At 50.5% G+C, this 25,549-nt stretch carries 20 protein-coding genes; 18 read left to right on the top strand and 2 right to left on the bottom strand.

The features are described from left to right. Window positions 1-58: 58 nt before the first annotated feature. The 17 genes from leuB to M3194_RS16280 all read left to right on the top strand — a co-directional run bounded on the left by leuB (window position 59) and on the right by M3194_RS16280 (window position 22,510). Window positions 59-1,138, top strand: a complete 1,080-nt coding sequence (gene leuB, locus M3194_RS16200; protein WP_251655102.1) for a 3-isopropylmalate dehydrogenase — start codon at window positions 59-61, stop codon at window positions 1,136-1,138. Window positions 1,139-1,286: 148 nt separating this feature from the next. Beyond that, a complete protein-coding gene (locus M3194_RS16205; RefSeq protein ID WP_251655103.1) occupies window positions 1,287-1,835 on the top strand; it encodes a peroxiredoxin in 549 nt (182 codons plus the stop codon). 332 nt (window positions 1,836-2,167) lie between these two features. Further along, a complete protein-coding gene (locus M3194_RS16210) occupies window positions 2,168-2,584 on the top strand; it encodes a hypothetical protein (protein ID WP_251655104.1) in 417 nt (138 codons plus the stop codon). Window positions 2,585-2,769: 185 nt separating this feature from the next. Continuing rightward, entirely contained in the window at window positions 2,770-3,564 is a 795-nt protein-coding gene (sigI, locus tag M3194_RS16215) for an RNA polymerase sigma factor SigI (RefSeq protein ID WP_251655105.1), read from the top strand. After that, window positions 3,561-4,877 (top strand): anti-sigma factor domain-containing protein, encoded by a 1,317-nt coding sequence (locus M3194_RS16220; protein WP_251655106.1) that lies wholly within the window; start codon window positions 3,561-3,563, stop codon window positions 4,875-4,877. The genes sigI and M3194_RS16220 overlap by 4 nt, the downstream gene beginning before the upstream one ends. Before the next feature lie 173 nt (window positions 4,878-5,050). After that, window positions 5,051-6,430, top strand: a complete 1,380-nt coding sequence (locus M3194_RS16225; protein WP_251655358.1) for an ATP-binding protein — start codon at window positions 5,051-5,053, stop codon at window positions 6,428-6,430. A gap of 76 nt (window positions 6,431-6,506) precedes the next feature. Then, the gene (locus tag M3194_RS16230) at window positions 6,507-8,024 is read left to right on the top strand and encodes a leucyl aminopeptidase (protein ID WP_251655107.1); all 1,518 of its coding nucleotides are present in this window, start codon (window positions 6,507-6,509) and stop codon (window positions 8,022-8,024) included. 334 nt (window positions 8,025-8,358) lie between these two features. Next, window positions 8,359-9,927 (top strand): response regulator, encoded by a 1,569-nt coding sequence (locus tag M3194_RS16235; protein ID WP_251655109.1) that lies wholly within the window; start codon window positions 8,359-8,361, stop codon window positions 9,925-9,927. Between the two features lie 16 nt (window positions 9,928-9,943). Then, complete coding sequence (locus M3194_RS16240; protein WP_251655111.1) at window positions 9,944-11,674, top strand: sensor histidine kinase; 1,731 nt, start codon at window positions 9,944-9,946, stop codon at window positions 11,672-11,674. 133 nt (window positions 11,675-11,807) lie between these two features. After that, window positions 11,808-13,523 carry an ABC transporter substrate-binding protein gene (locus M3194_RS16245; protein ID WP_251655113.1) on the top strand — a complete coding sequence of 572 codons (1,716 nt, stop codon included), beginning with the start codon at window positions 11,808-11,810 and terminating at the stop codon, window positions 13,521-13,523. An 86-nt stretch (window positions 13,524-13,609) separates the two neighbouring features. Further along, window positions 13,610-14,578: an ABC transporter permease gene (locus M3194_RS16250; RefSeq protein ID WP_397334337.1), complete on the top strand. Its 969-nt coding sequence runs from the start codon at window positions 13,610-13,612 to the stop codon at window positions 14,576-14,578. Between the two features lie 38 nt (window positions 14,579-14,616). Then, the gene (locus M3194_RS16255; RefSeq protein ID WP_251655114.1) at window positions 14,617-15,537 is read left to right on the top strand and encodes a carbohydrate ABC transporter permease; all 921 of its coding nucleotides are present in this window, start codon (window positions 14,617-14,619) and stop codon (window positions 15,535-15,537) included. Between the two features lie 98 nt (window positions 15,538-15,635). Beyond that, window positions 15,636-17,699, top strand: coding sequence for an alpha-glucuronidase family glycosyl hydrolase (locus M3194_RS16260; protein WP_251655115.1), 2,064 nt, complete (start codon window positions 15,636-15,638; stop codon window positions 17,697-17,699). Window positions 17,700-17,726: 27 nt separating this feature from the next. Further along, window positions 17,727-18,734: an endo-1,4-beta-xylanase gene (locus M3194_RS16265; RefSeq protein WP_251655116.1), complete on the top strand. Its 1,008-nt coding sequence runs from the start codon at window positions 17,727-17,729 to the stop codon at window positions 18,732-18,734. A 75-nt stretch (window positions 18,735-18,809) separates the two neighbouring features. Continuing rightward, entirely contained in the window at window positions 18,810-20,381 is a 1,572-nt protein-coding gene (locus tag M3194_RS16270) for a glycoside hydrolase family 43 protein (protein WP_251655117.1), read from the top strand. A gap of 173 nt (window positions 20,382-20,554) precedes the next feature. Further along, window positions 20,555-21,679 (top strand): NADH-dependent flavin oxidoreductase, encoded by a 1,125-nt coding sequence (locus tag M3194_RS16275; RefSeq protein WP_251655118.1) that lies wholly within the window; start codon window positions 20,555-20,557, stop codon window positions 21,677-21,679. Between the two features lie 123 nt (window positions 21,680-21,802). Then, window positions 21,803-22,510, top strand: a complete 708-nt coding sequence (locus M3194_RS16280; protein WP_251655119.1) for a DNA alkylation repair protein — start codon at window positions 21,803-21,805, stop codon at window positions 22,508-22,510. 37 nt (window positions 22,511-22,547) lie between these two features. Here the strand turns inward: M3194_RS16280 and M3194_RS16285 are convergent, their stop codons facing one another. Further along, a complete protein-coding gene (locus M3194_RS16285; RefSeq protein ID WP_251655120.1) occupies window positions 22,548-23,741 on the bottom strand; it encodes an MFS transporter in 1,194 nt (397 codons plus the stop codon). 163 nt (window positions 23,742-23,904) lie between these two features. Between M3194_RS16285 and M3194_RS16290 the strand changes: the two genes are divergently transcribed. Further along, complete coding sequence (locus M3194_RS16290) at window positions 23,905-24,744, top strand: AraC family transcriptional regulator (RefSeq protein WP_251655122.1); 840 nt, start codon at window positions 23,905-23,907, stop codon at window positions 24,742-24,744. Between the two features lie 60 nt (window positions 24,745-24,804). Here the strand turns inward: M3194_RS16290 and M3194_RS16295 are convergent, their stop codons facing one another. Then, window positions 24,805-25,404, bottom strand: coding sequence for a DJ-1/PfpI family protein (locus M3194_RS16295; RefSeq protein WP_251655123.1), 600 nt, complete (start codon window positions 25,402-25,404; stop codon window positions 24,805-24,807). Between the last annotated feature and the right edge of the window lie 145 nt (window positions 25,405-25,549).

A 25,549-nucleotide genomic window follows, 5' to 3' on the forward strand; every position in this document is an offset into this window, starting at 1 on the left:
TACAAATGATAATAGTGTGAGAATAGCTTGCTAGAGCGAATATGAGGAGTGTGCAATTATGTCAGAAGTGAAAAAAATCGCTGTCATCGCCGGCGACGGTATTGGTCCAGAGGTAGTTGGCGAGGCGCTTAAAGTCATGAAAAAAACCGAGGAATTGTTCGGTTACCAATTCGAATTCGAGCATGGTCTGTTCGGCGGTATTGCCATTGACGAGAAAGGTACGCCGCTGCCGCAAGAAACGCTTGAGATTTGTAAAAACGCTGACGCTGTTTTGCTCGGCGCTGTAGGCGGTCCGAAATGGGACAACAACTCCAAAGAGCTTCGTCCGGAAACAGGCTTGCTCGGCATTCGTAAAGCACTCGGCTTGTTCTCGAACATCCGTCCTGCTAACGTATTCGACTGCCTGAAGGAAGCATCGACGCTGAAACCGGAAGTACTGGAAGGTACTGACCTGATCGTTGTCCGCGAGTTGACTGGCGGCATCTACTTCGGCGAGAAATTCCGCCGCGAGGGCGCAAACGGCGAAGAAGCCGTTGATACTTGCGTATACAACGTGCAAGAGGTTGAACGCATCGTTCGCCAAGCTTTCGATATCGCAATGACCCGGAGCAAACGTCTGGCTTCGGTAGATAAAGCAAACGTTCTGGAAACATCCCGCCTGTGGCGCGAAGTGGTTAACCGGATCGCTCCCGAGTATCCGGAAGTTGAACTCGAGCATGTACTCGTTGACAACTGCGCGATGCAATTGCTTCGCCGTCCATCCAGCTTTGACGTTATCGTAACGGAAAACATGTTTGGCGACATCCTGAGCGACGAAGCAGCAATGCTGACAGGCTCGATCGGCATGCTCTCCTCCGCATCGCTTGGCGAAGGCAGCTTTGGCCTGTACGAGCCGGTACACGGCTCCGCTCCTGACATTGCCGGACAAGGCATCTCGAACCCGATCGCAACGATCCTGTCGGTTGCCCTTATGTTCCGCCTGACATTTGGCTATCACGAAGCAGCCCAAGTCATCGAAGATGCGGTTAAAAACGTTCTTGACGCTGGTCACCGCACAGGCGACATCGCGGTTGATAAGAGCACGGCAATCGGCACAACGGCAATGGGCGATCTGATCGTTGCCGCAATGGCGAAATAAGCTCTTCTTATTTATAATAATTATAAATAAATATCAATTCTAATATTGACTTTATTCTAGGCTAGTGTTACTATTCTATAAGTAAGTCACGGAATAATAGTGACAATAACTATAAAATTAGTTGGATAGGTTAAGGAGGAATTGTATTATGGCAGAGCGTTTGGTTGGCCGTCCGGCTCCAGACTTCAAGATGGATACGGCGACAGGTGACGGTAAAGAATTCGGAACAGCAACTCTTGCTGATTACAAAGGTAAATGGCTGGTATTGTTCTTCTACCCACTCGACTTCACATTTGTATGCCCAACAGAAATTACGGCTTTGAGTCTTGCTTCCGAGCAATTCAAAGCGCTGAATACAGAAGTTCTTGGTGTTTCCGTTGACAGCAAACACAGCCACCGTGCTTGGATCAACACACCAGTTAACGACAATGGCCTTGGCCAATTGAACTTCCCTCTGGCTGCTGACATCACGAAGAGCGTTGCTCGTGACTACGGCGTCCTGATCGAAGAAGAAGGCGTTGCATTGCGCGGCCTGTACATCATCGACCCGGAAGGCGAAGTTAAATACCAAGTTGTTAACCATAACGACGTAGGCCGCAGCGTTGACGAAACGCTTCGCGTATTGCAAGCTTTGCAATCCGGCGGTCTGTGCCCAATGAACTGGAAACCAGGTCAACAAACACTGGTTGCGAAATAAGTTAAGCTTCTAGGGGAAGAAAGCCCGTACCACTTTTGTGGTACGGGCTTTTTTTGCATCCAAATCCTGGTTTGCATGTAGAAAGAACCCGGATTATGCTTATAAAGCAGGAATTTCGATATAGAGAAGCGAATAAGTTGAGAAGTAAGCATGCGCTAGTTCAGTTGATCCTTACGAAATAAGAATGTTCGCAAAGAACGCGAAAATTCTTTAAGCTGATCCTTACGAAGCAAGAATGTTCGCAAAGAACGCGAAAATTCTTTAAGCTGATCCTTACGAAGCAAGAATGTTCGCAAAGAACGCGAAAATTCTTTTGAGGAGGTTGTCACCCGATGAGCTTTTGTTGTGGAGCGAGTATGATCGGAACGAAAGGCACTTTGAAGCATATGCGAACCAATATTCATAATGTACCGATTCTTTTCTGTCCTGTATGCCACCGCGTAGAGATACATTATTTAATTGAGAACGAATATGAAATACTGGCAGAGTACGCGCATGGGGACGGCGCCGCCGAGGTGGATTTTCAGGACTATGTGGAGCAGGAAGGCAAAGCGTTGTACGAGAACTGCGTGAATCACGAGAACGAGGATCCCATGGAGGTTGTACTCAGCCAGATCGATATCTCGCTGGATTTGTTAAGCTTTGCGAAGCAGATTGGCGACGAGGAATGGGAAAACGAGCTAAAGAAACGTCTTGGTATGTTAAGCGGAAGACGAAATAAACTACGGCAGCGACGAACTTCTGTTTAACTTTTACTGGACTTACCAAAGTTAAGCCTCCGGAGCCGGAGGCTTTTTTATCGTAAAAACAATCGGCGCTGCCGTTTCTGATCTTTTCTTATATTTTTTCTCATATTTCTAACATTTGCTAAGTTAGAACCCCCTGAAAAATAACATGCATTATCGAAACTTATACAGAGAGGAGGATACTCTTCATGTTTAAACGGTTTTTGCGGAAGTCGGCTTCCGCTGAAGCTGCGCATGACGAAAGATTAGCTCCCGAACAAATAATTAAACAGATTCATGATGGCAATGATCAGCTGAGGGAGAAGTTTATTACCGATTACAAGCCGTATGTAGCCAAGGTTACGAGCGGATTTTGCAAGCGGTATGTAGACCCGACGCGAGATGATGAATTTAGCGTGGCGTTAACCGCCTTTAATGAAGCGATTACGCAGTTTTCCCCGGAGTCGGGCAGATCTTTCCTCAGCTTTGCAGAGACGGTCATGCGCCGCAGATTGATAGACTATGTGCGCAAGGAGCAGCGTCATCTGAAGACGGTGCCGTATACGGCCTTTGATCAGCAGGATGAAGAGGAACAGACCTATAACCCGATTGATACCAAAATGGCTTTGCAAGCTTATCAGCTTAAGCAGGACGGCGATGACAGGCGGCTCGAGATTGAGGATTTCACGAAGGAGCTGCAGCAGTTCCATATTTCCTTCATGGAGCTTGCGGAGTGCTCGCCAAAGCACGCCGATTCCCGCCAGCTTTTGCAGGGGATTGCACAGAAGCTTGCAGGAAAACGCGAGCTGTTTGCCCAGCTCTATGTCTCGGGCAAGCTGCCGGTCAAAGAGCTGACGGAGTTATGCGGTGTATCCCGGAAAACGGTAGAGCGTAACCGAAAATATATTATTGCGATTTCACTAATTTTGAACGGTACATATCCTTATTTGTCCGATTACTTAAACATTACGATACCCATGCAAGGGAAGGAGGCGGGATTATGAAACGAGGGATTGTTCTCTCCATAGAAAACAAGAAGGCTGTCGTCATGACGGCGGATGGCCAATTCATTTCTATCCCGCATCAATCCCATATGAGAATCGGGGAAGAGACGGCGATTCTGGCGGAGACCGCGGTGCCTAGACGCAAACCGAAACGGATCTATTGGTATACGGGGGCGGCGGCAGCGATTCTGCTCTTCTTTATTCCGTTCTTTTACCTGACAACGGCTGAAGCCCATCCTGTTGTGGCTTACGTGAGTCTGGACATTAATCCCAGCATTGAGCTGGGCTTGGACAAACAGCAGCGCGTGCAGGAGCTGAACGGTCTTAATAGTGACGGACAAGCGATTGTAAGCAAGCTGAACTATAAGGGAAAGCCTCTTGAAGCGGTTGCGGCTTCTATTATGAGTACGGTTGCGGCAGAGCATTATCTGGATAAACCGGATAAGGATATCGTCATTACGAGCCTTATGCTGGATGACAAGAGTCTGGCCGATGATCTGGAGAGACTGGTAACCACCGCAATTGACGAGAAGGTCAAAGAAACGATCAAGCAGATTGATGCTACGAAAGTGCCTAATGTGACCGTGCTTTCCGTTCCTAACGAAGTGCGCGAGGAGGCGTCGGCCAACGGTATTTCTTCCGGTAAAATGGCGGTCTATCTTATGGCCAAGGACGAAGGCTACGAGATTGAGCTCGAGCAAATGAAGGTCCAGTCTATTGCTGAAGCAACACAGGCAGCAGGCGGGGTCAAAAAGATTGTTGAGCAGGGAGCAAGCAAAGAGAGGCTGAAAGAGCTTGCCCAGAAGGAAAAGCAAAGCAAAAAGGCGGCAAAACCCGCTGCTGATCAGGCAAAGCCAGCCAAAGCGGGTACGGTTCCGGAGAAGAATACGACCAAGACGGAACCGGCTAAACCAACCGGAACAAAGCCAAAGCCTCCGGCTAAGCCGTCGCAAACCGAAAGACCAGGCTGGTCTAAGGATAAGAATCACAACTGGAATAAACCAACTCGCCCCGTGAAGCCGATATCTCCATCCAAGCCATCCGGCTCGGATAAGGATAAATGGCCGAATGGGGATTGGTCTAATAATCGGAAGGATTGGAATGAAGATTCCTATCACGATGATGATAAGAAGAACGACTCCAATAATAATAATACGGCAAACAATTCAAATAAGCTGGAGAATTGGTCCTGGCAAAACGAAGATAACGATCGTGACAATGACCGCAATATGGATCGTAACAACGACCGAGATAAGGACCGCAATAATAATAAACGGGATGATTCGGACGATCGCCGCGACCGGGACCGATAATGACGGAATAGATAGGGCAAGAGACACGGGAAATAAGTCGTTTTTTGGATGGTAATGAGATCCATCTTTCGACAAAGTCTCCGATTGACAGCTATTGGTAATAAAATCTATGATTAGAGAGATATGTTATGTAGTTAAATGTTATCTATAGATGTGGCCGGGGAGGGTTGATGATGCATTCCATTAGAAAGCGCTATTTCCCGGCGCTTGCCGAATATATTCGTGGCGGCGAGGAGCAGTCCCTCTACAAAGCATCCGAACTCGGTAAAGACATGCAAGGCTTCAACCCTGAGGAGATTATTGCCGTTCACGAAGAAAGTATCCAATATTTGGCCGCCAATGTGGAATCAGAAGAAGCGGTAAAGCTTTATAATCAATCGTTTATGTTTCTAATAGAAGTGATGGTCGCATATAGGCTAAACGAGGTTCCCGCAGAAGCCGTAGAGCAGAAGTTTTCGGATATGCGGGAGAGGCTGTTCCTGTCTAACCGGTCCTTTGAGATGGTCAAGCATAAGTATGAGAACGTACTTCAGCATATGGACAGCGGTATCGCATTGTTTGACAGTGACGGTATCCTGTCGTTTATTAATGTCCGGATGGCGAAGCTGCTGGATATTCCGCGTAAAACCCTGGTTGGCTGCAATCTGCGGGAGATTCTGCTGCATCCTCTGTTGAAGCGTTCTACTAAACGCGTCATTCTTCGCTTACACAAGGAAATGATTCTGAAGCGAAATGTTTATTACGAGTTTCAGGACAAGGACGGCAAGCATCTGCTCGTGAACTTTACCTACGGGGATCAGATGAACGGCGATTTCTTAATCAGCGTGAAGGATGTATCGGAGTACAAGCAGATTGAGCAGACCGCCCTGCAAAATGACAAGCTGGCGATGCTAGGCCGGATCGCAGCTGCGATCGCGCATGAGATCCGTAATCCGCTCACCTCCATCCGCGGCTTTATTCAACTGCTTAGGCCTTATTTGATGCAGCTTGGCAAGGAAGAGTATGCCCGCATTATTCTAACCGAGATTGACCGGGCGAATGATATTATTTTCGAATTTTTGAACTCCTCCAAGCCCTCGGCGCCAATGAAGAAATCCGTATCGATTAACCGGCTGGTACAAGAGGTTATCCTGCTTACGGAAAGCGAAGCCTTGATGCGCAATTGCGACATTTTGTTGGAAACGTACGAAGACGATCGTGATTTGTTGGTCTCCATTGATGTGAAGCAGATTAAACAGGTTATCCTGAACATCGTGAAGAACTCCATTGACGCCATTGAATCGCTCCAGGAAGCACGAAGGGGGAGAATTGATCTGGTTGTGCGGTCAGATGGACAATTTGCGGAAATTACGTTGAAGGATAATGGCAAAGGGATGGACAAAGCGACGCTTGCCCGCTTGTTTGATCCCTTCTTTACAACCAAGGAAGCGGGAACCGGTCTTGGCTTGTCCGTCAGCTACCGGATTATCCGTAACCATGGCGGTTCGATTCGCGTGGACAGCACCGAAGGAAGCGGCACCTCTTTTGCTATCTATTTGCCATTAGCCGAATAAACGATTAGAATCGGGGATAGATCGCTTATGATCATGCGGTCCCCGATTTTGTCATTGAGAGAGAGGAATTATATTTATGCGAACACATTTTACATATGAAGCAGCCGAAACCGCAGGCTCTGCCGATGCGATTGTCAGACTGATCCATGCATCAGAGCTTAAGGCTGGCAGCATGGCGCAATGGGTGCAGCCGCAGATTGACGAAGCGGTTCGAGGACTTCACGCCAAGGGGTTGTTTAAGGCTGAGCCGGAACAAACGGAAACGTTATCGACGCTTGGCCTTCACTCGGCCTCTCATATTATTTTTGCGGGATATGACGATAAGACCGGTGTAGACGGTCTCCGGCTGGCTGCTGCGGCGGCAGCGGGTGCGCTAAAGAGAATAAAAGCGCAAACCGCGCAAATTCGTCTGCCTGAAGCTATTGTCTCGTCTAGCGATTTTACCTTGCAGCAAGCGGCGCAGGCATTGGTGGAAGGTCTATCCCTTGCGGTATACGACCGTCTTCCCGAGCTGCGTCAGGCGAAGCAGCGATATGCGTTATCCCATGTATCCTTTGTGCCAGCAACGGGTACTGCGGTTCCATCGGATATCGCTCAGCAATGGAACGAAGGGATCGCTTTGGGCCAGCTGTATGCCGAAGGAGTTATCGTTGCACGTGATTTGACGAACCTGCCAGGCAATCAGCTGGTACCGGAATCCCTTGCCGCGCATGCGGAAGAGATTGCCCGCGAATGGGATCTGGATATTGAAGTGCTGGATGAGTGGGCAGCTATTGAGCAGGGAATGGGCGGCTTGCTCGCCGTAGGCCAGGGCAGCGTACATGCGCCAAGAATGATCGTGCTTCATTATAAAGGCGCTCCCGATTCGGAAGAGACCTGGGGATTGATCGGCAAGGGCATTACCTTTGATACCGGCGGTATTTCCTTGAAGAAGGGTCCTGGCATGGAGGAAATGATCTCCGATATGGGCGGTGCGGCTGCCGTTCTGGGCGCCATGCGTGTAATCGGCGAGCTGAAGCCGGAGGTCAATGTGATTGCCGTTATTCCAACAGCGGAAAATATGCCGTCGGCACAGGCGTTTAAGCCGGGTGACGTCATTAAGATGATGAACGGCTTAACGGTAGAAATCGTCAATACCGATGCGGAAGGACGCCTTGTTCTTGCGGACGGTCTGACAACGGCGATTCGCCGGGGCGCGACGCAGCTGGTTGATGTAGCCACGTTGACCGGAGCTGTTATGGTCGCTTTAGGCACGGAGGCAACCGGCGCCGTGACGAATAATGAAGCCTTGATGCAGCAGGTGTTCCAGGCAGCTGCGCGTTCCGGGGAACGGATCTGGCAGCTCCCTTCGTATCCGGAATACAAGAGACAGCTGCGCAGCGATGCGGCTGATCTGAAAAACAGCGGCGGACGTTATGCCGGCGCTACGACAGGCGGCTTGTTTATCGGCGCCTTTGCGGAGGAGCTTCCTTGGGTTCATCTGGATATTGCGGGGACGGCATTCCTGGATAAGAGCCGCGGAATTGAGCCCAAAGGGGCAACCGGCGTAATGGTCCGCACGCTCGTCGAATTGGTGACAAGAAGCGAGGGCTAAGGTACTAACATCGATACAGCTAGTTATGAACGGCTGCAGTCCGGGTCGTCATAACTAGCTTTTTTTGCTTTAATTCACAAAGAAAGTTCTATAGTTTTTAGGTATTTATGGCGGTTTGACAGCCGTATAATCTTCGTTGGATACCGAAATGGCATCAATCAGACAAGAGTTGAAATCGCTTTCAATTAAACGGAGTGCACTTGAATACCTAACAATAGGTGAAAAACAGGTAATCAGAGCGGGATGTTTTTTCAGAAGATAGCTTCTATAATTATTAATGTCATTAATTATGTCCGTGAGTTTTATAAGATTCAGGTGTCAGGAGGCTTTGTGGATGTACAAAGTGTTATTGGTGGACGATGAGATTTTTGTGCGCAAAGGATTGCGAAATTTAATGGATTGGGAATCGCTCGGTTATGACATTTGCGATGAGGCGGATAACGGTCAGGAAGCTCTGGAGAAGATCGGGCAGCTCGAGCCGGATCTTGTCATTGCGGATATCCGGATGCCGGTTCTGGATGGATTGGAGCTAATCCGGAAGGTGACGGAGGAGGGCGGGTACTGCCCGACCTTTATTATTGTCAGCGGGTATCATGATTTCGAGTACGCGCAACGTGCCCTGCGTTACGGGGTTCATGATTATATATTGAAGCCGATTGATGAAGCTGAATTGGAGACTGCTTTGAAGGCGCTTTCCGGTACTTTGGGCCTAAAAAAGCTGACGACCATTGCCGGGGACAGCTTGGTGACCGATTCCATCGTGGAAACGCTTGTTCAAGGCCAATTCTCCGAGGCCGATAACGGGGCATTATCGGCTGCGCTTCAGATGCCGGAGATGTCGAGCTTTCAATATGTACTGGTTGAGCTTCATTCGATTCCCCACTCGGCCGGTACGGAATGGAACGCGAAGGAGCTGTCGGCTGTCGTGCAAGCGTTGACTGCAAGTTCCTGCGGAAAAATCCCTGTCTATGAGCAGGCGAACGGATTATATGGTCTGCTTTTAGACCTGCAGTCGCTTGTTTCTCCGGGCGGAAGAATCGAGTCTGCTTATTCCGGTCTTCATGCCGCTATCGCGAAAGCCTCCGGCCGGCCTGTAACGATATACACCGGGAAGACCGTCGAACGCCTCCAGGATATGAATATTTCCTATCGTTCCGCTAACGAGGCAATGTCGTATAAATACGCGGAGAACGGTGCTTCCGTCATCTATGCCAGCCAGGTTCAGGGGACGCCGCTCTACTATTTCGACGTGGATTCGGAGCTGTACAGCAGGCTGCTCGAGAGGCTGGAGGAGAATAACGCGGAGCTGTACGAACAGGACATCGAGCTGTTGTTCCGTCAATTCGTAGAGAATAGATTTGCTCCCAATGCGGTTGCCAATACGATAACCAGGTTTGCTATAGGGATTATTAATATTATCCGGAAGATGGACGGGGACGAGAAGGGGCTCCGCATGCTTCCTTCTCTCATGGACTGGCAGGGCAGCTACAGCCGGCTTCAGGATTTAAAGGGCTTGTTCGCCGATTTCCTGCGCGAGGCAGCGGCCTACCTGGCAGAGCTTCGGAATGAGCAGTCCAAGGGCGGAATCGAGCGCATTAAGAAATACATTGAAGCAAATTACACCGAGAATATTAGCCTGAAGAGTATTGCCGGCAAGTTTTATATGAACTCGGTCTATCTGGGGCAGCTATTTCGCAAAACCTACGGAATATACTTTAACGATTTTCTTCTGCAGATCCGGATCGGGGAGGCCAAGAAGCTGCTTCGCCAAACGGATTTGCGCATGTACGAGATTGCCGAAAAGGTGGGCTTTCAGAACGCCGATTATTTTGTGACCCAATTTGAGAAGCTGGAGAAAGTAACCCCGACCGACTACCGCAACAAGCTGCTGGGCAAAAAATAAACGGGGTGGAAATTTGATGGGCAGATTTCATTGGAATCATCTTAAGCTGCGGGACAAGCTCCTGTTAATGTATATACTTTGCGTATTTATACCGATTGTTCTGACGAATATCGTCTTCTACAACGTAACGACCACGAATATTAAAAATCAAAAATCGCATGATGCCGACATCGCCCTGGAGAAGCTTCAGGGCGAGCTTCGTGCTGTCATCGACGAAGCGGCGGGCATCTCTTACCTGTATTACATCGATCCGCTGCTCAATCAGCTGCTGGACAGAAATTACGAGTCTCAAATTGAATATGTCGAGGCGTTTAATAACACGCGGAGCATCTTCAACAAATCCGAGCAGGCTTACAAAACAACAAGCGCAACGGTTATCTATACCGATAATCCGACCATCCTCTCCTCGGGCCCCATTATGCCCCTTAGCGATACCGATAAGGAGACTGACTGGTATCGGGAGTTTATGAAGACCAATGTCTCTTATCCGCTGTTTATCCAAGACAATGATACCTTCAGCCTTGTACAGAGATTGAACTACGTGAAAGGCAACGGTTATACGAGTCTGATCAAAATTGATTTGAACATGGCGACAATTAAGCAATTGTTTGCCATCTCGGGCTTTGAGGGCAGCATTTATTTTGCGAAGCCGGACGGGACCATTCTTTACTCCAACGACAGCCGTGCAGACTGGCGTTCCGGCATGCGGATTGCAACGTTGCCTAAGCCAACCCACTCTCTGTCCTACGACAAAGTCTATACGAACAACAACTATTTGAATGGCTGGGCGCTGCATGGCGTCATTAACGAGGGCAGCTTCCTGCATGACGTCCGGAAATCCGGTTCCTTCGTTATCTATTTGGCGCTCATTAATTTTGTGCTGCCTTCTTTAATTATCGCGGCGCTCTCCCGATCGATTCATAAACGGCTGGTCAAGATTGTGCGTCATATGAAAAAGGTGAAGAACCAGCATTTCGAGACGATTCCGCTTGATGATGCTCGTGATGAGATCGGCCAGTTAACCGGCGAGTTCAACCGGATGACCGAGCGAATCGACAATCTGATTACCGATGTGTATCTCGCCGATATCCAGAAGAAGGATTTGGAGATAAGGCAGCGGCAGGCGCAGCTCCATGCCCTTCACAGCCAGATTAATCCCCACTTCCTGTTCAATTCCTTAGAGACGATTCGGATGCGCAGCTTGATGAAGGGAGAAACCGAAACGGCCAAGACAATTCACTACATGGCGAAGATTTTCCGCAAGTCGATTTCCTGGAAGCGCAGCTGGGTATCGATCCGCGAGGAGATTGAGCTGACCGAATGCTTTCTTGAAATTCAGAAATACCGCTTTGGCGATAAGCTGCAGTATCAGCTAACCATTGAGGATGCGGTATACGATCAGATGATTCCGAAGATGACGTTCCTTCCGTTTGTCGAGAACGCCAGCATCCACGGCATTGAAAGCACGCCGGGTATTGGGCTGATTCAGATTCACATCGGAATTGCGGGCAACAAGCTGATGTTCAGGCTGTCCGATAACGGGATCGGAATGCCCGAAGCCAAGCTGACCGAGCTGCTCAATTACCTGCGATTGGATGACTCCATCGGGGATAACGTAGGCATGAAGAACGTCTATACGAGGCTGAAATTGTGCTATAAGGACTCCTTCGAATTCGACATCCATAGCAGCGAAGGTCATGGGACTATAGTCGAACTGCGTCTGCCTCTCGACATGAACGGACAATAAATGCCAAAAATGTTGAACTATGCTTTTCAAAGTACGAACTAAAGTTTGAGGGGTAATCAAGATTTCGGATTCGTTTTATGATGAAAGTGCTTACAACAAACACGTTGAAATGACGAAAGGGGTCTAAAAAGAAATGGTTAACAAGAAGCTTTTAACTGTCAGCTTGGCTGCTGCCATGTTAGCTGTAACGGCATCCGCTTGCGGCGGCAATAACGATAACGGCGACAATGGCGCGGCAGGCAATACAGGCAACAGCGGAAATGCAGCAAATGCCTCCACTTCTCCCGAAGCGGATGACAAAACACCCGTCACTTTCTCGTACTACAGCTTTGCAAGCCAGAAGGATACATTGGCGAGCGATACCGTTATCGGCAAAGAGCTGCAAACCCAGACCGGCGTGGACTGGAAAATGGAATTCCTCGTTGGCGACCCGCAGACGAAATCCGGCGTTATGATTGCGAGCGGCGACTATCCGGACGTTATCGTGCCGGAAGGCGAGATCGACAAGCTGCTTGACGCAGGCGCGTTTATTCCTCTTGATGATCTGATCGAGCAATATGGCCCGAACATCAAACGCGTGTACGGTCCTTACTTTGATAAATTCAGACAAGCAGACGGTAAAATGTACTTCCTGCCGTTTGGCGCCAACCAAGGCTACATCGGCGATCCCGGCATCAGCCAAGGCGCATTCTGGATCCAACGCTCCGTTCTGAAGGAAGCGGGATATCCGAAGGTGAAGACGCTTGACGAATACTTCGATCTGATTAAGCAGTATCAAGCCAAGCACCCGCAAGTAGACGGCAAGGACACCATCGGCTTCGCGTCGCTTGCAGGTCCCGCCGACAGCTTCTTCTCGATCACAAACCCAGCGATGCACCTTGCGGGTTACCCGAATGACGGCGATGTTATCGTCGACATGAACACGCATGAAGCAAAAACATATGCAGCTACGGATATCGAGAAAAAATGGCTGCAAAAGCTGAACCAAGTCAATTCCGAAGGCTTGTTTGATCCGGAGACCTTCACGGCGAACAAAGACCAATTCCTCGCGAAGCTGACTTCCGGCCGCGTATTGGGTTACTTCAACTATGCATGGCAGGTTGGGGACGCGACGAACAACCTGAAGAAAGCAGGCATCGACGAGAAGCGTTTCGCTCTGTTGCCAATCGTATTTGACGCCAACACCAAAGACCAATACGTAGATCCGCCTAGCTTTGTGAACAACCGCGGTATCGGCATCTCGGTAAAAGCCAAAGATGCGGTTCGCATCATCAAGTACTTCGACAACCTGCTTAAAGAAGAGAACCAGGTTCTCGTGCAATGGGGCGTTAAAGACCAGAACTATACGGTTGACGCTAACGGACGTTACGTGATGGACGCGCAGCAAATCGCCGACCGCAACGATCCCGAGAAAAAACGCACGGTCGGATGGCAGTACTTCGAGTACAGCTGGCCTCGTTACGGGAATAACTCCGTACTTGCTGACGGCAACGCGTACGGTGTAGGCAACCAGCCTGAAGTTGCTTACGCAGGCTACACGGACGGCGATAAAGCGCTTCTGGATGCGTACGGCGTGAAGACCTTCTCCGAATACTTCTCGAAGCCGGATGAGCGTTCCTGGTACCCTGCATGGAGTATCAACAAAGGACAAGGCACGCCTGAGCAAATCTTCCAGCAAAAAGCCGGCGACCTGCAGAAGAAATTTGTTCCGAAGCTTGTGCTCGCTAAACCGGGCGAGTTCGATTCGATCTGGAACGACTATATAGGCCAAATGGGCAAGCTTGGCGTGAAAGACTATGAAACCTTCGTAACGAAAATCGTTCAGGACCGCATCGCGGGCAAATGGTAAACAAATAAAAGTAGACGGAAGGCCGGAACGCTTTTCCTGCCTTCCGATCTATGATTCATGCAGGATGCTAGAGAGGGGAAGAGCAAGTGGAGAACCTACACGAAATTACACCAGTTGTCAAAAGCCCAAGAGCAAGCGAATCAAGGCTTCAACTGTTCTTTACAAAACTATTGCACCAGAAAACACTCGTACTCATGTCTATGCCGTTTGTGCTGTGGCTGTTCCTGTTTAAATATGTGCCGCTCTGGGGCTGGACAATCTCCTTCCAGAAGTTTAGACCTGCAAAGGATTTGTTCGATCAGGAATGGGTAGGCTGGAAAAACTTCCACTTCCTGTTCAGCGATGATTCCTTCTATCGCGTGTTAAGAAACACGATCGTTATGAGCTCGATTAATCTCGTATTGGGTTTTGTTACGGCCATTGTATTAGCCATTCTTCTAAATGAGCTTCGCCAAATCATGTTCAAGCGGGTCGTGCAGACGATCAGCTACTTACCGCATTTCATTTCCTGGGTCGTTGCGGCCAACATTATTTCTTCGGCGCTGGCGCCTGAAGGGATCGTTAATATCCTATTAACGAAAATGCATCTGATTGATCAGCCAATCCTGTGGCTTGGCAAAGGGAATTACTTCTGGGGCATTCTTGGCGCATCGGAAGTCTGGAAGAACGTAGGCTGGAATACCATTATCTATTTGGCGGCAATTACAACCATTGATCCTTCTCAATATGAAGCTGCCGAGATTGACGGGGCGAACCGGTTCCAACGGATCTTGCATATTACATTGCCGGGCCTGAAATCGGTTATCGTGATCCTGTTGATCATGAATCTTGGAAATATTTTGGAATCGGGATTTGAGCCGCAATACTTGCTCGGCAACGGGATGACCGTGGACTATTCCGAGAACCTTGATATATTTGTCTTGAAATACGGCATGAACATGGGGAACTATTCCTTGGCTACGGCAGCCGGCATGTTCAAAACGGTCGTCAGCTTTATCTTCCTCTTGTCCGCCAATTCCATCGCGAAGCGGCTTGGCGAGAGCAGACTGTTCTAGAAGTATCGAATGCAAGCTGAAGCAAGGAGGCTATCGACATGAAAGAGAGTTTCGCCAAAGCAAGGTACAACTCCATACCGGATAAGATTTTTGACATAAGTAATATAGTTTTTATGTTGATCGTCGTGACAATCACCCTGTATCCTTTCCTTAATATGTTCGCGTTATCGTTTAACGATGCGAATGATTCAATCCGCGGCGGCATCTATGCCTGGCCCCGGATGTGGACCTGGGATAACTACAGCTATATCTTTAATGAAGCTTCTATCTATCACGCTACGCTGATCTCCGCCCTGCGCACCATTCTAGGTACGGTGGTGTCGGTCTTCTGTACGGCGATGCTCGCTTATACGATCAGCCGCCAGGAGTTTGTCCTGCGCAAATTCGTAACGCTTGTAGCGATCTTCACGATGTACTTCAGCGGCGGCCTCATTCCGGGCTACTTGCTGATCAAAGAGCTTCATATGATCAACTCCTTCTGGGTCTATATCATCCCGGGAATTATCGGAGTGTTCAATATGATCGTCATCCGTTCCTTTATCGAAGGCTTGCCGGACGGCATTATGGAATCGGCGAAAATCGACGGCGCCGGAGACTTTATTACCTTCATGCGCATCGTGCTGCCGCTCACCGTTCCCGCTCTTGCGACGGTATCGCTCTTCGTAGCCGTGTCGCAATGGAACTCCTGGTTTGACGTATTCTTGTACAACTCGTCTCATCTTAACCTCAGTACCCTGCAATATGAGCTGATGAAAATTTTGCAGACCTCGAATACGGCGGCCTCGTCAACAAACGCAGGCGATCAGTTTGCGGCAGGCCAGAGCGGCGTAACGGCAGTGACGCCAACCTCGATCCGCGCGACGATGACGATTATTGCGAGTTTGCCAATCATTATGGTGTATCCATTCCTGCAGAAGTATTTTGTAAAAGGGATGACCGTTGGCGGCGTCAAGGGTTAATCGGAAATAGGAATAGAAATGCCATGCGTCCGTTCGAATTCTTCACTGGAATCGGACGGGCGCGCTTTTATGCTTACTAACTTGTAGGAGGTTACAGTGTGAGAGACAACGGATATGCGGCATGGCTGAGATATGATCAGGTGACCGACGAGAAGCTGGCGGAAGAATATAAAAGCTGGACAAGCGAGCTCGTACTGCCGCCCGGAGTACCGGCTGCTGGCTTATTGAAGACAGCAGCTCAAGAGCTGTCGCGGGGAATTCGTTCTATGCTGGGGACAATGCCTTCGGTTACGCATGAGGCTTCGAGCCAGCGGGTTATTGTGCTTGATATTCTTGGACGAGGAACCTGGTTGGACGAGGCGGCCGGTGACGCGAAGGCTTTATCGGGTGAAGGCTATGTCTTGAGAACCGTCCGTGACGCTGAGCGGGAGTATATTATTGCGGCCGGCCGCACGGAGAAAGGTACGCTGTATGCGGCGTTCCATGTGCTTCGCCTGCTGCAGTCCGGCGCTTCTGTCGATCAGCTTGATCTGATAGAGTCGCCCACATACGGACTGCGCATGATTAATCACTGGGATAACATGGACGGCAGCGTGGAACGTGGTTACTCCGGACGTTCGATCTTTTACGAGGGCAATAAAGTGTTGTCCGATTCCGAGCGAATCCGTGACTATGCCCGCTTGATGGCTTCTGTCGGCATTAATGGCATTGCGATTAATAACGTCAACGTTCACCGGGAAGAGACCTTCCTGATCACCGGGAAGCTGCTACCCGATGTAGCCCGGATTGCCGAGGTGTTCGGCGAGTACGGCATTAAGCTGTTCCTAAGCGTAAACTATGCGGGAACGATAGAGATTGGGGGTCTTACGACAGCCGATCCCCTCGATCCGGGCGTACGTGACTGGTGGAAGGAGAAGGCCGCTGAAGTCTATCGTTATATTCCCGATTTTGGCGGGTTCCTTGTGAAAGCCGATTCCGAGAATCGTCCGGGTCCATTCACTTACGGCCGCGATCATGCGGACGGGGCGAATATGCTGGCGGAAGCGCTGGAGCCACACGGCGGTCTCGTCTTGTGGCGCTGTTTCGTATACAACTGCCATCAGGATTGGCGTGACCGTTCCACCGACCGTGCCCGTGCCGCCTATGATCACTTTAAGCCGCTCGATGGACGATTCAAGGATAATGTTATCCTCCAAATCAAGAACGGTCCGATGGACTTTCAGGTCCGCGAGCCGGTATCGCCGCTCTTTGGCGCGATGGAGCATACGAATCAGATAATGGAGTTCCAGATTGCTCAGGAATATACGGGGCAGCAGAAGGATGTATGCTTCCTGATTCCGCAGTGGAAGGAAGTCTTGAACTTTGATACCCATGTCAAAGGAGCAGGCAGCACGGTGAAGGAAATTGCTGCAGGGCATGTCCATGCTTACACCCATAGCGGGATTACAGCTGTCAGCAACATCGGCAACGACGGGAACTGGACGGGACATCATCTGGCACAGGCGAATCTATACGGCTACGGCCGGCTGATCTGGAATCCGGAGCTGTCTTCGGAGGAGATTGCCGCCGAGTGGGCTGCACAAACCTTTGGCGGCAACCAGTATGTGCGGGAGGTTGTCATAAGCCTCCTGCTCGAGTCCTGGTCGATCTATGAGAATTATACGGCGCCGCTTGGCGTCGGCTGGATGGTTACGCCGCATTACCATTACGGCCCGGATGTGGACGGCTACGAATATTCGAAGTGGGGAACATACCATTTTGCCGACCATAAGGGGATTGGGGTTGACCGTACGGTTGCGACGGGAACCGGCTACAGCAGCCAGTATACACAGCCAAATGCCGAGGTTTACGACAATCTTGATGCTTGTCCGGATGAGCTGCTGCTCTTCTTCCATCATGTTCCGTATACCCATCGGTTGAAGTCCGGCAAGACGGTTATTCAGCATATTTACGATACCCATTTCGCGGGCGTGGAGCGCGTGGAATACTGGATCCGCCGCTGGCAGGAGCTTGAGGGCCTTGTTGACGAAGAACGGTTCCGCCATGTGGCTGGACGCATGAATCATCAACTGGAGAATGCCAAGCAATGGCGAGATATTATCAATACGTACTTCTTCCGCAAATCCGGCATTCCGGATGCCCATAACCGGGTTATCTATTAATTCATTTTGAAGGAGATGGTCCAGGCTATGGCGCACGCATCAACGATACCCGCGCTTCGTTCCGTTTATAAGGATTATTTTGATATCGGGGCAGCGGTAAATTTGACGACTATCGAGACTCAGAAGAACGTGCTTACGACTCATTACAATAGCTTGACCGCAGAAAATGATATGAAGTTCGAGCGCGTCCATCCATCCGAAGGGGTGTATACGTTTGAAGCGGCAGACAAGATAGCTGACTTTGCCGCCGCAAACGGGATGAAGCTGCGCGGGCATACGCTGGTATGGCATAATCAGACGCCCGACTGGATATTTGAGAGCGCGAGTGGCGGGCCCGTAGACCGGGATACCCTGCTTGCCCGGATGAAGAGCCATATCGATACCGTGGTCAGCCGGTATAAAGGCATTATCTATGGCTGGGATGTCGTGAACGAAGTTATCGAAGATAAAAGCGATGTCTGGCTCCGGGAATCCAAATGGCTTAACCTGGCCGGAGAGGATTTTATAGCGAAAGCGTTCGAATATGCGCATGAAGCGGATCCGAAGGCTCTTCTGTTCTACAATGATTACAACGAATGCAACCCGGAGAAGCGGGACAAGATCATCCGCCTCGTACAATCCATGCAGGACAAGGATGTGCCGATTCACGGGATTGGTATGCAGGGGCATTGGAATCTGAACGGCCCAAGCCTTGCGGAGATTCGGGAAGCGATTGAACGATATGCGGCGCTTGGTCTGAAGCTGCAGGTAACGGAGCTGGATATTTCGGTATTTGATTACGAAGACAGGCGGACGGATCTGACCGAGCCGACAGCCGAGATGCTGGAGCGTCAGGCTGAGCGTTACGAGCAGGTATTCGGTCTGTTCCGCGAATACAAAGAGGTACTTACCGCGGTTACCTTCTGGGGAGCTGCGGATGATTATACCTGGCTCGACAACTTCCCTGTCCGCGGACGGAAAAACTGGCCGTTTGTGTTGGATGCGAAGCATGAACCAAAGGCATCCTTCTTGAAGATCGCCAATTGGCAGACATAAGCTTGAATAGGAGACGGAGCCCTTCATGAGGGCTCCGTTCCTTATCTCTCAACGGAAAGCGGGTTAATGGAATTGATGGCAAACAGAGCAGAAGGCAAAGTAACCTACCGGAATCCGGTACTGCCGGGATTTTATCCGGATCCAAGTGCAATCCGGGTCGGCGAAGATTATTATATGGTCACCAGCACGTTTGAGTATTTTCCCGGCGTACCGGTGTTTCACAGCAAGGATCTTATTCATTGGGAGCAAATCGGTCATGTATTGACGAGAGAAAGCCAGGTGAATCTGCTTGGCCGCAACAGTTCGGAAGGAATATATGCGCCTACGCTCCGTTATCATGACGGCATGTTTTATATGATAACGACGGATGTTTACGGAATCGGCAACTTCTATGTTACGGCGGAGGATCCGGCAGGACCATGGTCCGATCCGATACGGATTCCGCACGGGAATATTGATCCTTCTTTATTCTTTGACGACGACGGCAAAGTTTATGTATCCGCGCAGGCTGGATTTGGGGAGACTTCCCATATCATTCAATATGAGATTGATATTCGCACGGGCAGCGCCTTATCGGAGCCGGTTGTTGTATGGGAAGGCGACGAGGGTCCATGGGTGGAAGGACCGCATCTGTACAAAATCAACGGCTTCTATTACATGATGACCGCTTCGGGCGGGACGGGGCCCATGCATCGGGAAATCATTGGCCGGAGCATTACTCCTTACGGTCCCTTCGATATGCTGCCGCATCCGATTCTGACGCATAATCAGTTGAAGGATCATCCTATTCAATATACAGGGCATGTTGAACTTATTGATGATATTCACGACGGATGGTGGGCGCTCTTTCTGGGGATTCGGCCGCAAGGCGGAAAGGGCAGCGTGCTGGGACGGGAGACATTTCTTGCTCCTGTAACGTGGACGGAAGACGGCTGGCCGATGATTGATAATAATGAAGGTCACGTGTCTCTTCTTATGGAAGCGGGAACTTCCGCGGGGCAGGCTGCTCGAAGGAGCCAAGCATCGCCCGGTGAGCGGAGCATGACGAAATTTGCGGCGCAAGGGCTTGGTCTGGAATGGTTCCATACGCGCTCGATTCCGGGGACGGACGAGATGTCGTTCACGGAGCGGGAAGGCTGCCTTAGGCTAAGCGGCAATGCCTGCGGGCTTCGGGAAGGCGGAGCGAATGTATTTGTCTGCCGCCGCCAGCAGCATCACCGGATGAGAATCGAGACGAGGCTGAACTTCGCGCCGAGAAGGGACGGAGAGCAGGCGGGAATTGCCGCCCGATTAAGCGATAAATCGTATTATTCGCTTGGCATTGCGAAGAAGGAGGGACAGACCGGTATTCTCGTAACCGCAATGACACAGGGGACCGGCACGGAAACCTTTACGCCAATTAAGGAGCAGGTTCCGGTCCGGTTGTCGATCCGCTCGGACGAGCTGGCATACGAGCTGTTATATACGCTGGGAGGCGCATCCGCGGAATGGATCAGCCTGGGGACACTGCCGGCCGAGGCGTTAACGCCGGATGCGGAAGGTGCTTTTACCGGTGTATGTCTGGGGATGTTCGCCGTGGGAACAGAGGCGGGACATTCGGCTCCGGCCTATTATGATTATTTTGAATATGAAGGCATGTTGGAGTAAGTCATGAAAGCTCTGTCTCATGGAAATGAGGCGGGGCTTTTTTATTGCCTGATTTGGCTTCCCATTTTTCGCTTGACACCTTTAACTGTATATAATAATATTACAGTAACAGAAATTGTTACAGTTCGTGGGCAGACAGAGGATATACAGATAAATGTTAAGGAGTGGAGAGCTTGGAGCAAAAGCATACGCCATTATTTGAATCTTTTAAATTCCGGAGCGGTGTTGAGGTGAAGAACCGCATTATTATGGCGCCGATGACCCATTCGTCCTCGAATGACGACGGAACGGTAACGGATGCCGAGCTTGACTATTATGCGCGCCGGTCTGACGGGCCAGGACTTGTTATAACGGCATGCATTTATGTCACGCCTAACGGCAAAGGATTTCCCGGGGAATTCGCCGGAGACAGCGACGACATGATTCCGGGCTTGACCCGATTGGCAGAGACCATTAAAGCCAAGGGAGCTAAGGCGGTGCTGCAAATCTTCCATGGCGGCCGCCAAGCTCCTCCGGCATTGGTGCCAAACGGCGATGTTGTCAGTGCCAGCGCGGTTCCGTCGGAGCAGAAGCCGGATGTCGTTCCACGCGAGCTGACGCATGAAGAGATTGAATCCATTATCCGCGACTTTGGCGAGACCACCCGCCGCGCGGCGGCTGCCGGCTTCGACGGCGTCGAAATTCACGGCGCGAACACGTATCTTCTGCAGCAGTTCTACTCTCCGCATTCCAATCGCCGGAATGATCAATGGGGTGGAGATATCGACCGCCGTCTTGCCTTCCCGCTGGCCGTTGTTGATGAAGTGAAACGGGCTGCGGCGGAGCATGCCAAAGGACCTTTCCTGGTCGGATACCGCTTCTCGCCGGAAGAACCGGAAACACCGGGGCTGACGATGGAGGATACGTTCCGCCTGGTTGATGAGCTGGCGCAGAAGGAATTGGATTACCTTCATGTGTCGCTGTTCGACTTCCGCTCCAAGCCGGCGCGCGGAGCCGATGAGAGCAAGACAAGACTGGAATGGATTGCGCAGCGGGTAGGACATCTTGTGCCGGTGGTTGGCGTAGGCTCCGTTCATACGGCTGATGAAGCGATAGAAGTACAGCAGACGGGAGCTCCGCTCGTTGCGATTGGGCGCGTGCTGCTTACCGACCCGGACTGGGTGCAAAAGGTTGAAGCCGGGCGTACGGATGAGATTCAGCCCCGCTTGAGCTTAAGCTCGCAGAAACGGCTTGTAATTCCCGACGGTTTATGGCGCATGCTGACGGCAAGAGAAGGATGGCTGCCATTTACCGATTAATATAAATGAGGACTGACAAGACGGCGCATGATGCGCTCGCTTGTCAGTCCTTTTTGTATTTTGCACAAGTGCTTCCTCAGGCGTTATACTCAAATCAGGAAAAGGACAATTGGAGGCCAAGACATGACCTTTGATGAAGTAATGGAAGCGTTAGAAGGAATGGGAAGCGAGCAGACGAAAAGCACTTATTTGCGGCATGGCGCACTGGAGCCTTTCTTTGGCGTGAAGATCGGCGATATGAAGAAGCTGGTCAAAGAGGTGAAGAAGGATCAGGAGCTGGTGTACAAGCTGTACGATTCCGGCAATTATGACGCCATGTATTTGGCGGGATTGACGGTTAACCCGAAGCTCATGCCTAAAGCAACGCTTGAGCAATGGGTGAAGCAGGCTAACTGGTATTCTCCCGCGGAATATACCGTAGCCAACGTGACGGCGGAAAGCCGATTTGCCAGGGAGCTGGCGATGGAATGGCTTGGTTCGCCTGACGAATTGATTGCCGTAGCGGGCTGGAGCGCCTATGCCAATTACGTAACGATAACGCCGGATACGGAGCTGGATTTAACCGAAATTCGGAAGCTGCTGGAACAGGTTAGAAGGACCGTTCATCAGGAACGGAACCGCGTTCGTTATGTGATGAATACTTTTGTGATTTGCGTAGGATCGTACGTTGCGCCGTTAACCGAAGAAGCCAAGGATGTAGCGGAAGCGATTGGCGCCGTTAAGGTGGATGTCGGCAATACCGCCTGCAAGGTTCCGCTCGCTACCGATTATATCGCCAAGGTGGAAGCAAGAGGAACGATCGGCAACAAGAAGAAGACCTGTATTTGTTAAAAAACAAACAGCTCCATCCCAGGATGGAGCCGTTCCGTTATCCGGCAGCCTGCAAGGCTGCTTTTTTGTCGTCTGACCGATCGAGACGGTAGCTGTAGGCTGTCGCGGCAAAGGCCAGCAATGCTAGTACGGCCGCTGTCCAGGGAAGGTATTGCAGACCGTAATGATCGGTGACAAACGCACCGGCGGAAGAGCCGACCGCAATCCCGATATTTGCGCTGATCGGCAGCAGGGAAGCTGCGAAATCTTTGGCCTCGGGTACGTATTGCTCGGTCAAATGAATGAAATATAGCTGACAAGCCGCATTAATCGTAAACGAGATGAGGGCAATAGCCATCAAGCTGATGATGCCGGGCCATGTAAATTGTACGGTGAAGCCCAAGATTACATACACAACAACATGGATCAGGAACAGCTTTTTCAGCTTCGCCATATACGTGCCGGTTGCGATCTTGCCGCCAAGCAGATTGCTGACGATGGTTACGGCTCCATAGACCAGCAGGATCGTGCTGGTTCGCCCTTCGGAAATATGCATCACTTCCAGCATAAGCGGATTAATGTACGTATAAATGACGAATATGGCCGCAATCCCGATAATCGGGATCAGAAAGGCAAGCAGCACCCTTGGGTTGGTCATCAACCGAAACTGATTTTTCATGGAGCTTTGTACGGCAGGCAAATTTCTCGGCACGATCTTATAAAGAAGCAGAATGCTCAAAAGTCCGCAAATCGCGACAAGCCAGAAGGCCGCAGGCCATTCGAAGTGCAGGCCAACGAAGGTTCCGATGGGAACGCCAAGTACGTTGGCTATAGTGAAACCGCCTATGATGTAGGATAGCGCAAGCCCTCTCCGCTCCGGCGAAACATAGTCCGTACAGATCGATACGGCCAGAGATACGCTTAACCCGCAGAAGATCGCGGTTGCCATTCTCGTAAAGAACAGAACGGGATAAGAAAAGGATAATGCGCTTCCGATCGTGAACAAAACAACAAGCGAGGCTCCAAGGAGCAGAGCCCGGCGTTTCGGGAAATAACCGGCTGCCATCATAACAAACGGTGTTCCCGCCGCATAAGCAATCGCAAAGCCGGAGACCAATATGCCGGTTTGCGCAACGGAGACGCCAAGGCTGTCAGCGATGGGGGTCAGCAGACCAACAATCACGTATTCCGTTGTACCCAGGATGAAAGCTAACAGAGTAAAGGAAAAAATGAGCAGATTTTCTTTTTTCATGTGGTAAACCCTCCAATTTATTGCTCCTACCCGCGATTCTCTCTTTAGTCAAAGCTTAATGGAAGGCGCATGCAGCGGCAATGAAGCATCTTGCGGTATATTATAACGATGTGATATATCTTGCTATATAGATATAGAGGTTAGCTGGAAAAGAGGGAGTAGGATGACGGCTTCCGGTGCCGGAGAAGACATTCAAAGTCACCTGCTGTATGCAGGAAAAGTAAGTGATTCGCCCAATTGGAACTTTCCGAGCCATAAGCATGATGACCTGCACGAAGTCATTGTCATTTGCGAGGGTGAGGGGATGTTTACCATTGGAGGACGTTCCTTCAGGGTAAGCGGAGGGGACATTCTGGTCTATAACAAAGGTGTGCTGCATGAGGAGCAGTCATCGAGCGATAATCCCCTAACTACGTACTACTGCGGATTTACGCTGCCACAGGCAAGCCCGGCGGAGGATTGGGTTATTCCCCATGGCGTCGAGCCCGTTATCCGGTCCAGCCGCGCGTACTCGGAAATCGCCGCGTTAATGAAAATGATTGTGGACGAATCCTCCATCAAAGAAGAGGGCTATGAAAGAATAAGCCGTTATTTGATTAATTCGGTCATCTTGCTTCTTCGTAGAACGGTTCGGAATCAGCAGCATGTGAAAGAGCAGGAGACCAATGCCAGCCTTGCCGAACAAATCAAGGATTATATCGACCGAAATTTCACGCAAAATGTAAGCCTGAAGGATTTGGGCAGGCAATTCCACGTAAACCCTTATTATGTATCCCATGTGTTCAAGGATTATTATCAGATTTCCCCGATTAACTACGCCATTCACCGTCGGATCGGAGAGGCGACGCGGCTGCTCGTATCGACGGAAATGAAGGTGTGGGAGATCGCGAAGCTACTGGGCTATGACAACCCGAATTATTTCTCGATTATTTTCCGCAGGGTCACCGGTCTGTCTCCCAATCGGTTCCGGGAGAGCAACCAGCAGAATCTGTTTCCCCGCTAAAAATAAAAGCGGCAGCCAGTGGCAGTGAGCCAAAGTGCTGCCGCTGATGCGGGTATATGATTAGGGAATTAGTGCCTCTGCATTTGCTTCCCTGGCGGCATCCTCGCGGACAAGCTTCAGAAACTCGCGCATAAAGCCGGGGAGATCCGGCCATGCGTGGCCGGTCACAAGCTTGCCGTCCACATGGAGGGTATCGTCGGCATAACACGCGCCAAGCCGTTCGACTTCAAGGCGCGAGGCATTATAAGCGGTCATTGTGCGGCCGTTGAAATAGCTGTAGTCGGAAAGCGCCAGGAACACCTGGGCACCATGGCAGATCGCGCCGATCGGTTTATCCGCATCGATGAAATGCTGCAGGATCCGCGGCAGCTCCGCGTTGCCTCGAATATATTCCGGCGCTCTGCCGCCGGGAATAATAAGGGCCGCGTACTCGGATGGGTCCACATCGGCAAATCCCAGATGAGACGTCAGCTGATGAGCGGGCTTTTCCGTATACGTATCCCAGCCGTCAATAAAATCATGGCATACGGTATGTAAGGTTTTCTGTGTCGGAGAAGCGATAACAGCCTCGCAGCCTTCCTCCAGCAGCCGGTAATAAGGGTAATACACTTCTAATACTTCCGCGGCATCGCCAGTCACAATCAGCACTTTACTCGACATCGGATCACTCCTAAAAAGAATTGTGAAGCAATTCTTGCATCGTAAGCATTGGCTTAGAGAATTGTAAGCAATTCTTGCATCGAAAGCATTGGCTTAAAGAATTGTAAGCAATTCTTGCATCGAAAGCATTGGCTTAAAGAATTGT

Origin of the sequence: Paenibacillus glycanilyticus (assembly GCF_023715145.1) — a bacterium.
Taxonomy (GTDB): Bacteria; Bacillota; Bacilli; order Paenibacillales; family Paenibacillaceae; genus Pristimantibacillus; species Pristimantibacillus glycanilyticus_A.

Bases quoted from the DNA above. Each gene is read 5' to 3' on its own strand.
- sigI (WP_251655105.1), top strand. From the start codon at position 2,770: ATGTTTAAACGGTTTTTGCGGAAGTCGGCTTCCGCTGAAGCTGCGCAT.
- M3194_RS16270 (WP_251655117.1), top strand. From the start codon at position 18,810: ATGGCAAACAGAGCAGAAGGCAAAGTAACCTACCGGAATCCGGTACTG.
- M3194_RS16220 (WP_251655106.1), top strand. From the start codon at position 3,561: ATGAAACGAGGGATTGTTCTCTCCATAGAAAACAAGAAGGCTGTCGTC.
- leuB (WP_251655102.1), top strand. From the start codon at position 59: ATGTCAGAAGTGAAAAAAATCGCTGTCATCGCCGGCGACGGTATTGGT.
- M3194_RS16255 (WP_251655114.1), top strand. From the start codon at position 14,617: ATGAAAGAGAGTTTCGCCAAAGCAAGGTACAACTCCATACCGGATAAG.
- M3194_RS16240 (WP_251655111.1), top strand. From the start codon at position 9,944: ATGGGCAGATTTCATTGGAATCATCTTAAGCTGCGGGACAAGCTCCTG.
- M3194_RS16205 (WP_251655103.1), top strand. From the start codon at position 1,287: ATGGCAGAGCGTTTGGTTGGCCGTCCGGCTCCAGACTTCAAGATGGAT.
- M3194_RS16245 (WP_251655113.1), top strand. From the start codon at position 11,808: ATGGTTAACAAGAAGCTTTTAACTGTCAGCTTGGCTGCTGCCATGTTA.
- M3194_RS16235 (WP_251655109.1), top strand. From the start codon at position 8,359: ATGTACAAAGTGTTATTGGTGGACGATGAGATTTTTGTGCGCAAAGGA.
- M3194_RS16265 (WP_251655116.1), top strand. From the start codon at position 17,727: ATGGCGCACGCATCAACGATACCCGCGCTTCGTTCCGTTTATAAGGAT.
- M3194_RS16280 (WP_251655119.1), top strand. From the start codon at position 21,803: ATGACCTTTGATGAAGTAATGGAAGCGTTAGAAGGAATGGGAAGCGAG.
- M3194_RS16295 (WP_251655123.1), bottom strand. From the start codon at position 25,404: ATGTCGAGTAAAGTGCTGATTGTGACTGGCGATGCCGCGGAAGTATTA.
- M3194_RS16210 (WP_251655104.1), top strand. From the start codon at position 2,168: ATGAGCTTTTGTTGTGGAGCGAGTATGATCGGAACGAAAGGCACTTTG.
- M3194_RS16225 (WP_251655358.1), top strand. From the start codon at position 5,051: ATGCATTCCATTAGAAAGCGCTATTTCCCGGCGCTTGCCGAATATATT.
- M3194_RS16290 (WP_251655122.1), top strand. From the start codon at position 23,905: ATGACGGCTTCCGGTGCCGGAGAAGACATTCAAAGTCACCTGCTGTAT.
- M3194_RS16285 (WP_251655120.1), bottom strand. From the start codon at position 23,741: ATGAAAAAAGAAAATCTGCTCATTTTTTCCTTTACTCTGTTAGCTTTC.
- M3194_RS16230 (WP_251655107.1), top strand. From the start codon at position 6,507: ATGCGAACACATTTTACATATGAAGCAGCCGAAACCGCAGGCTCTGCC.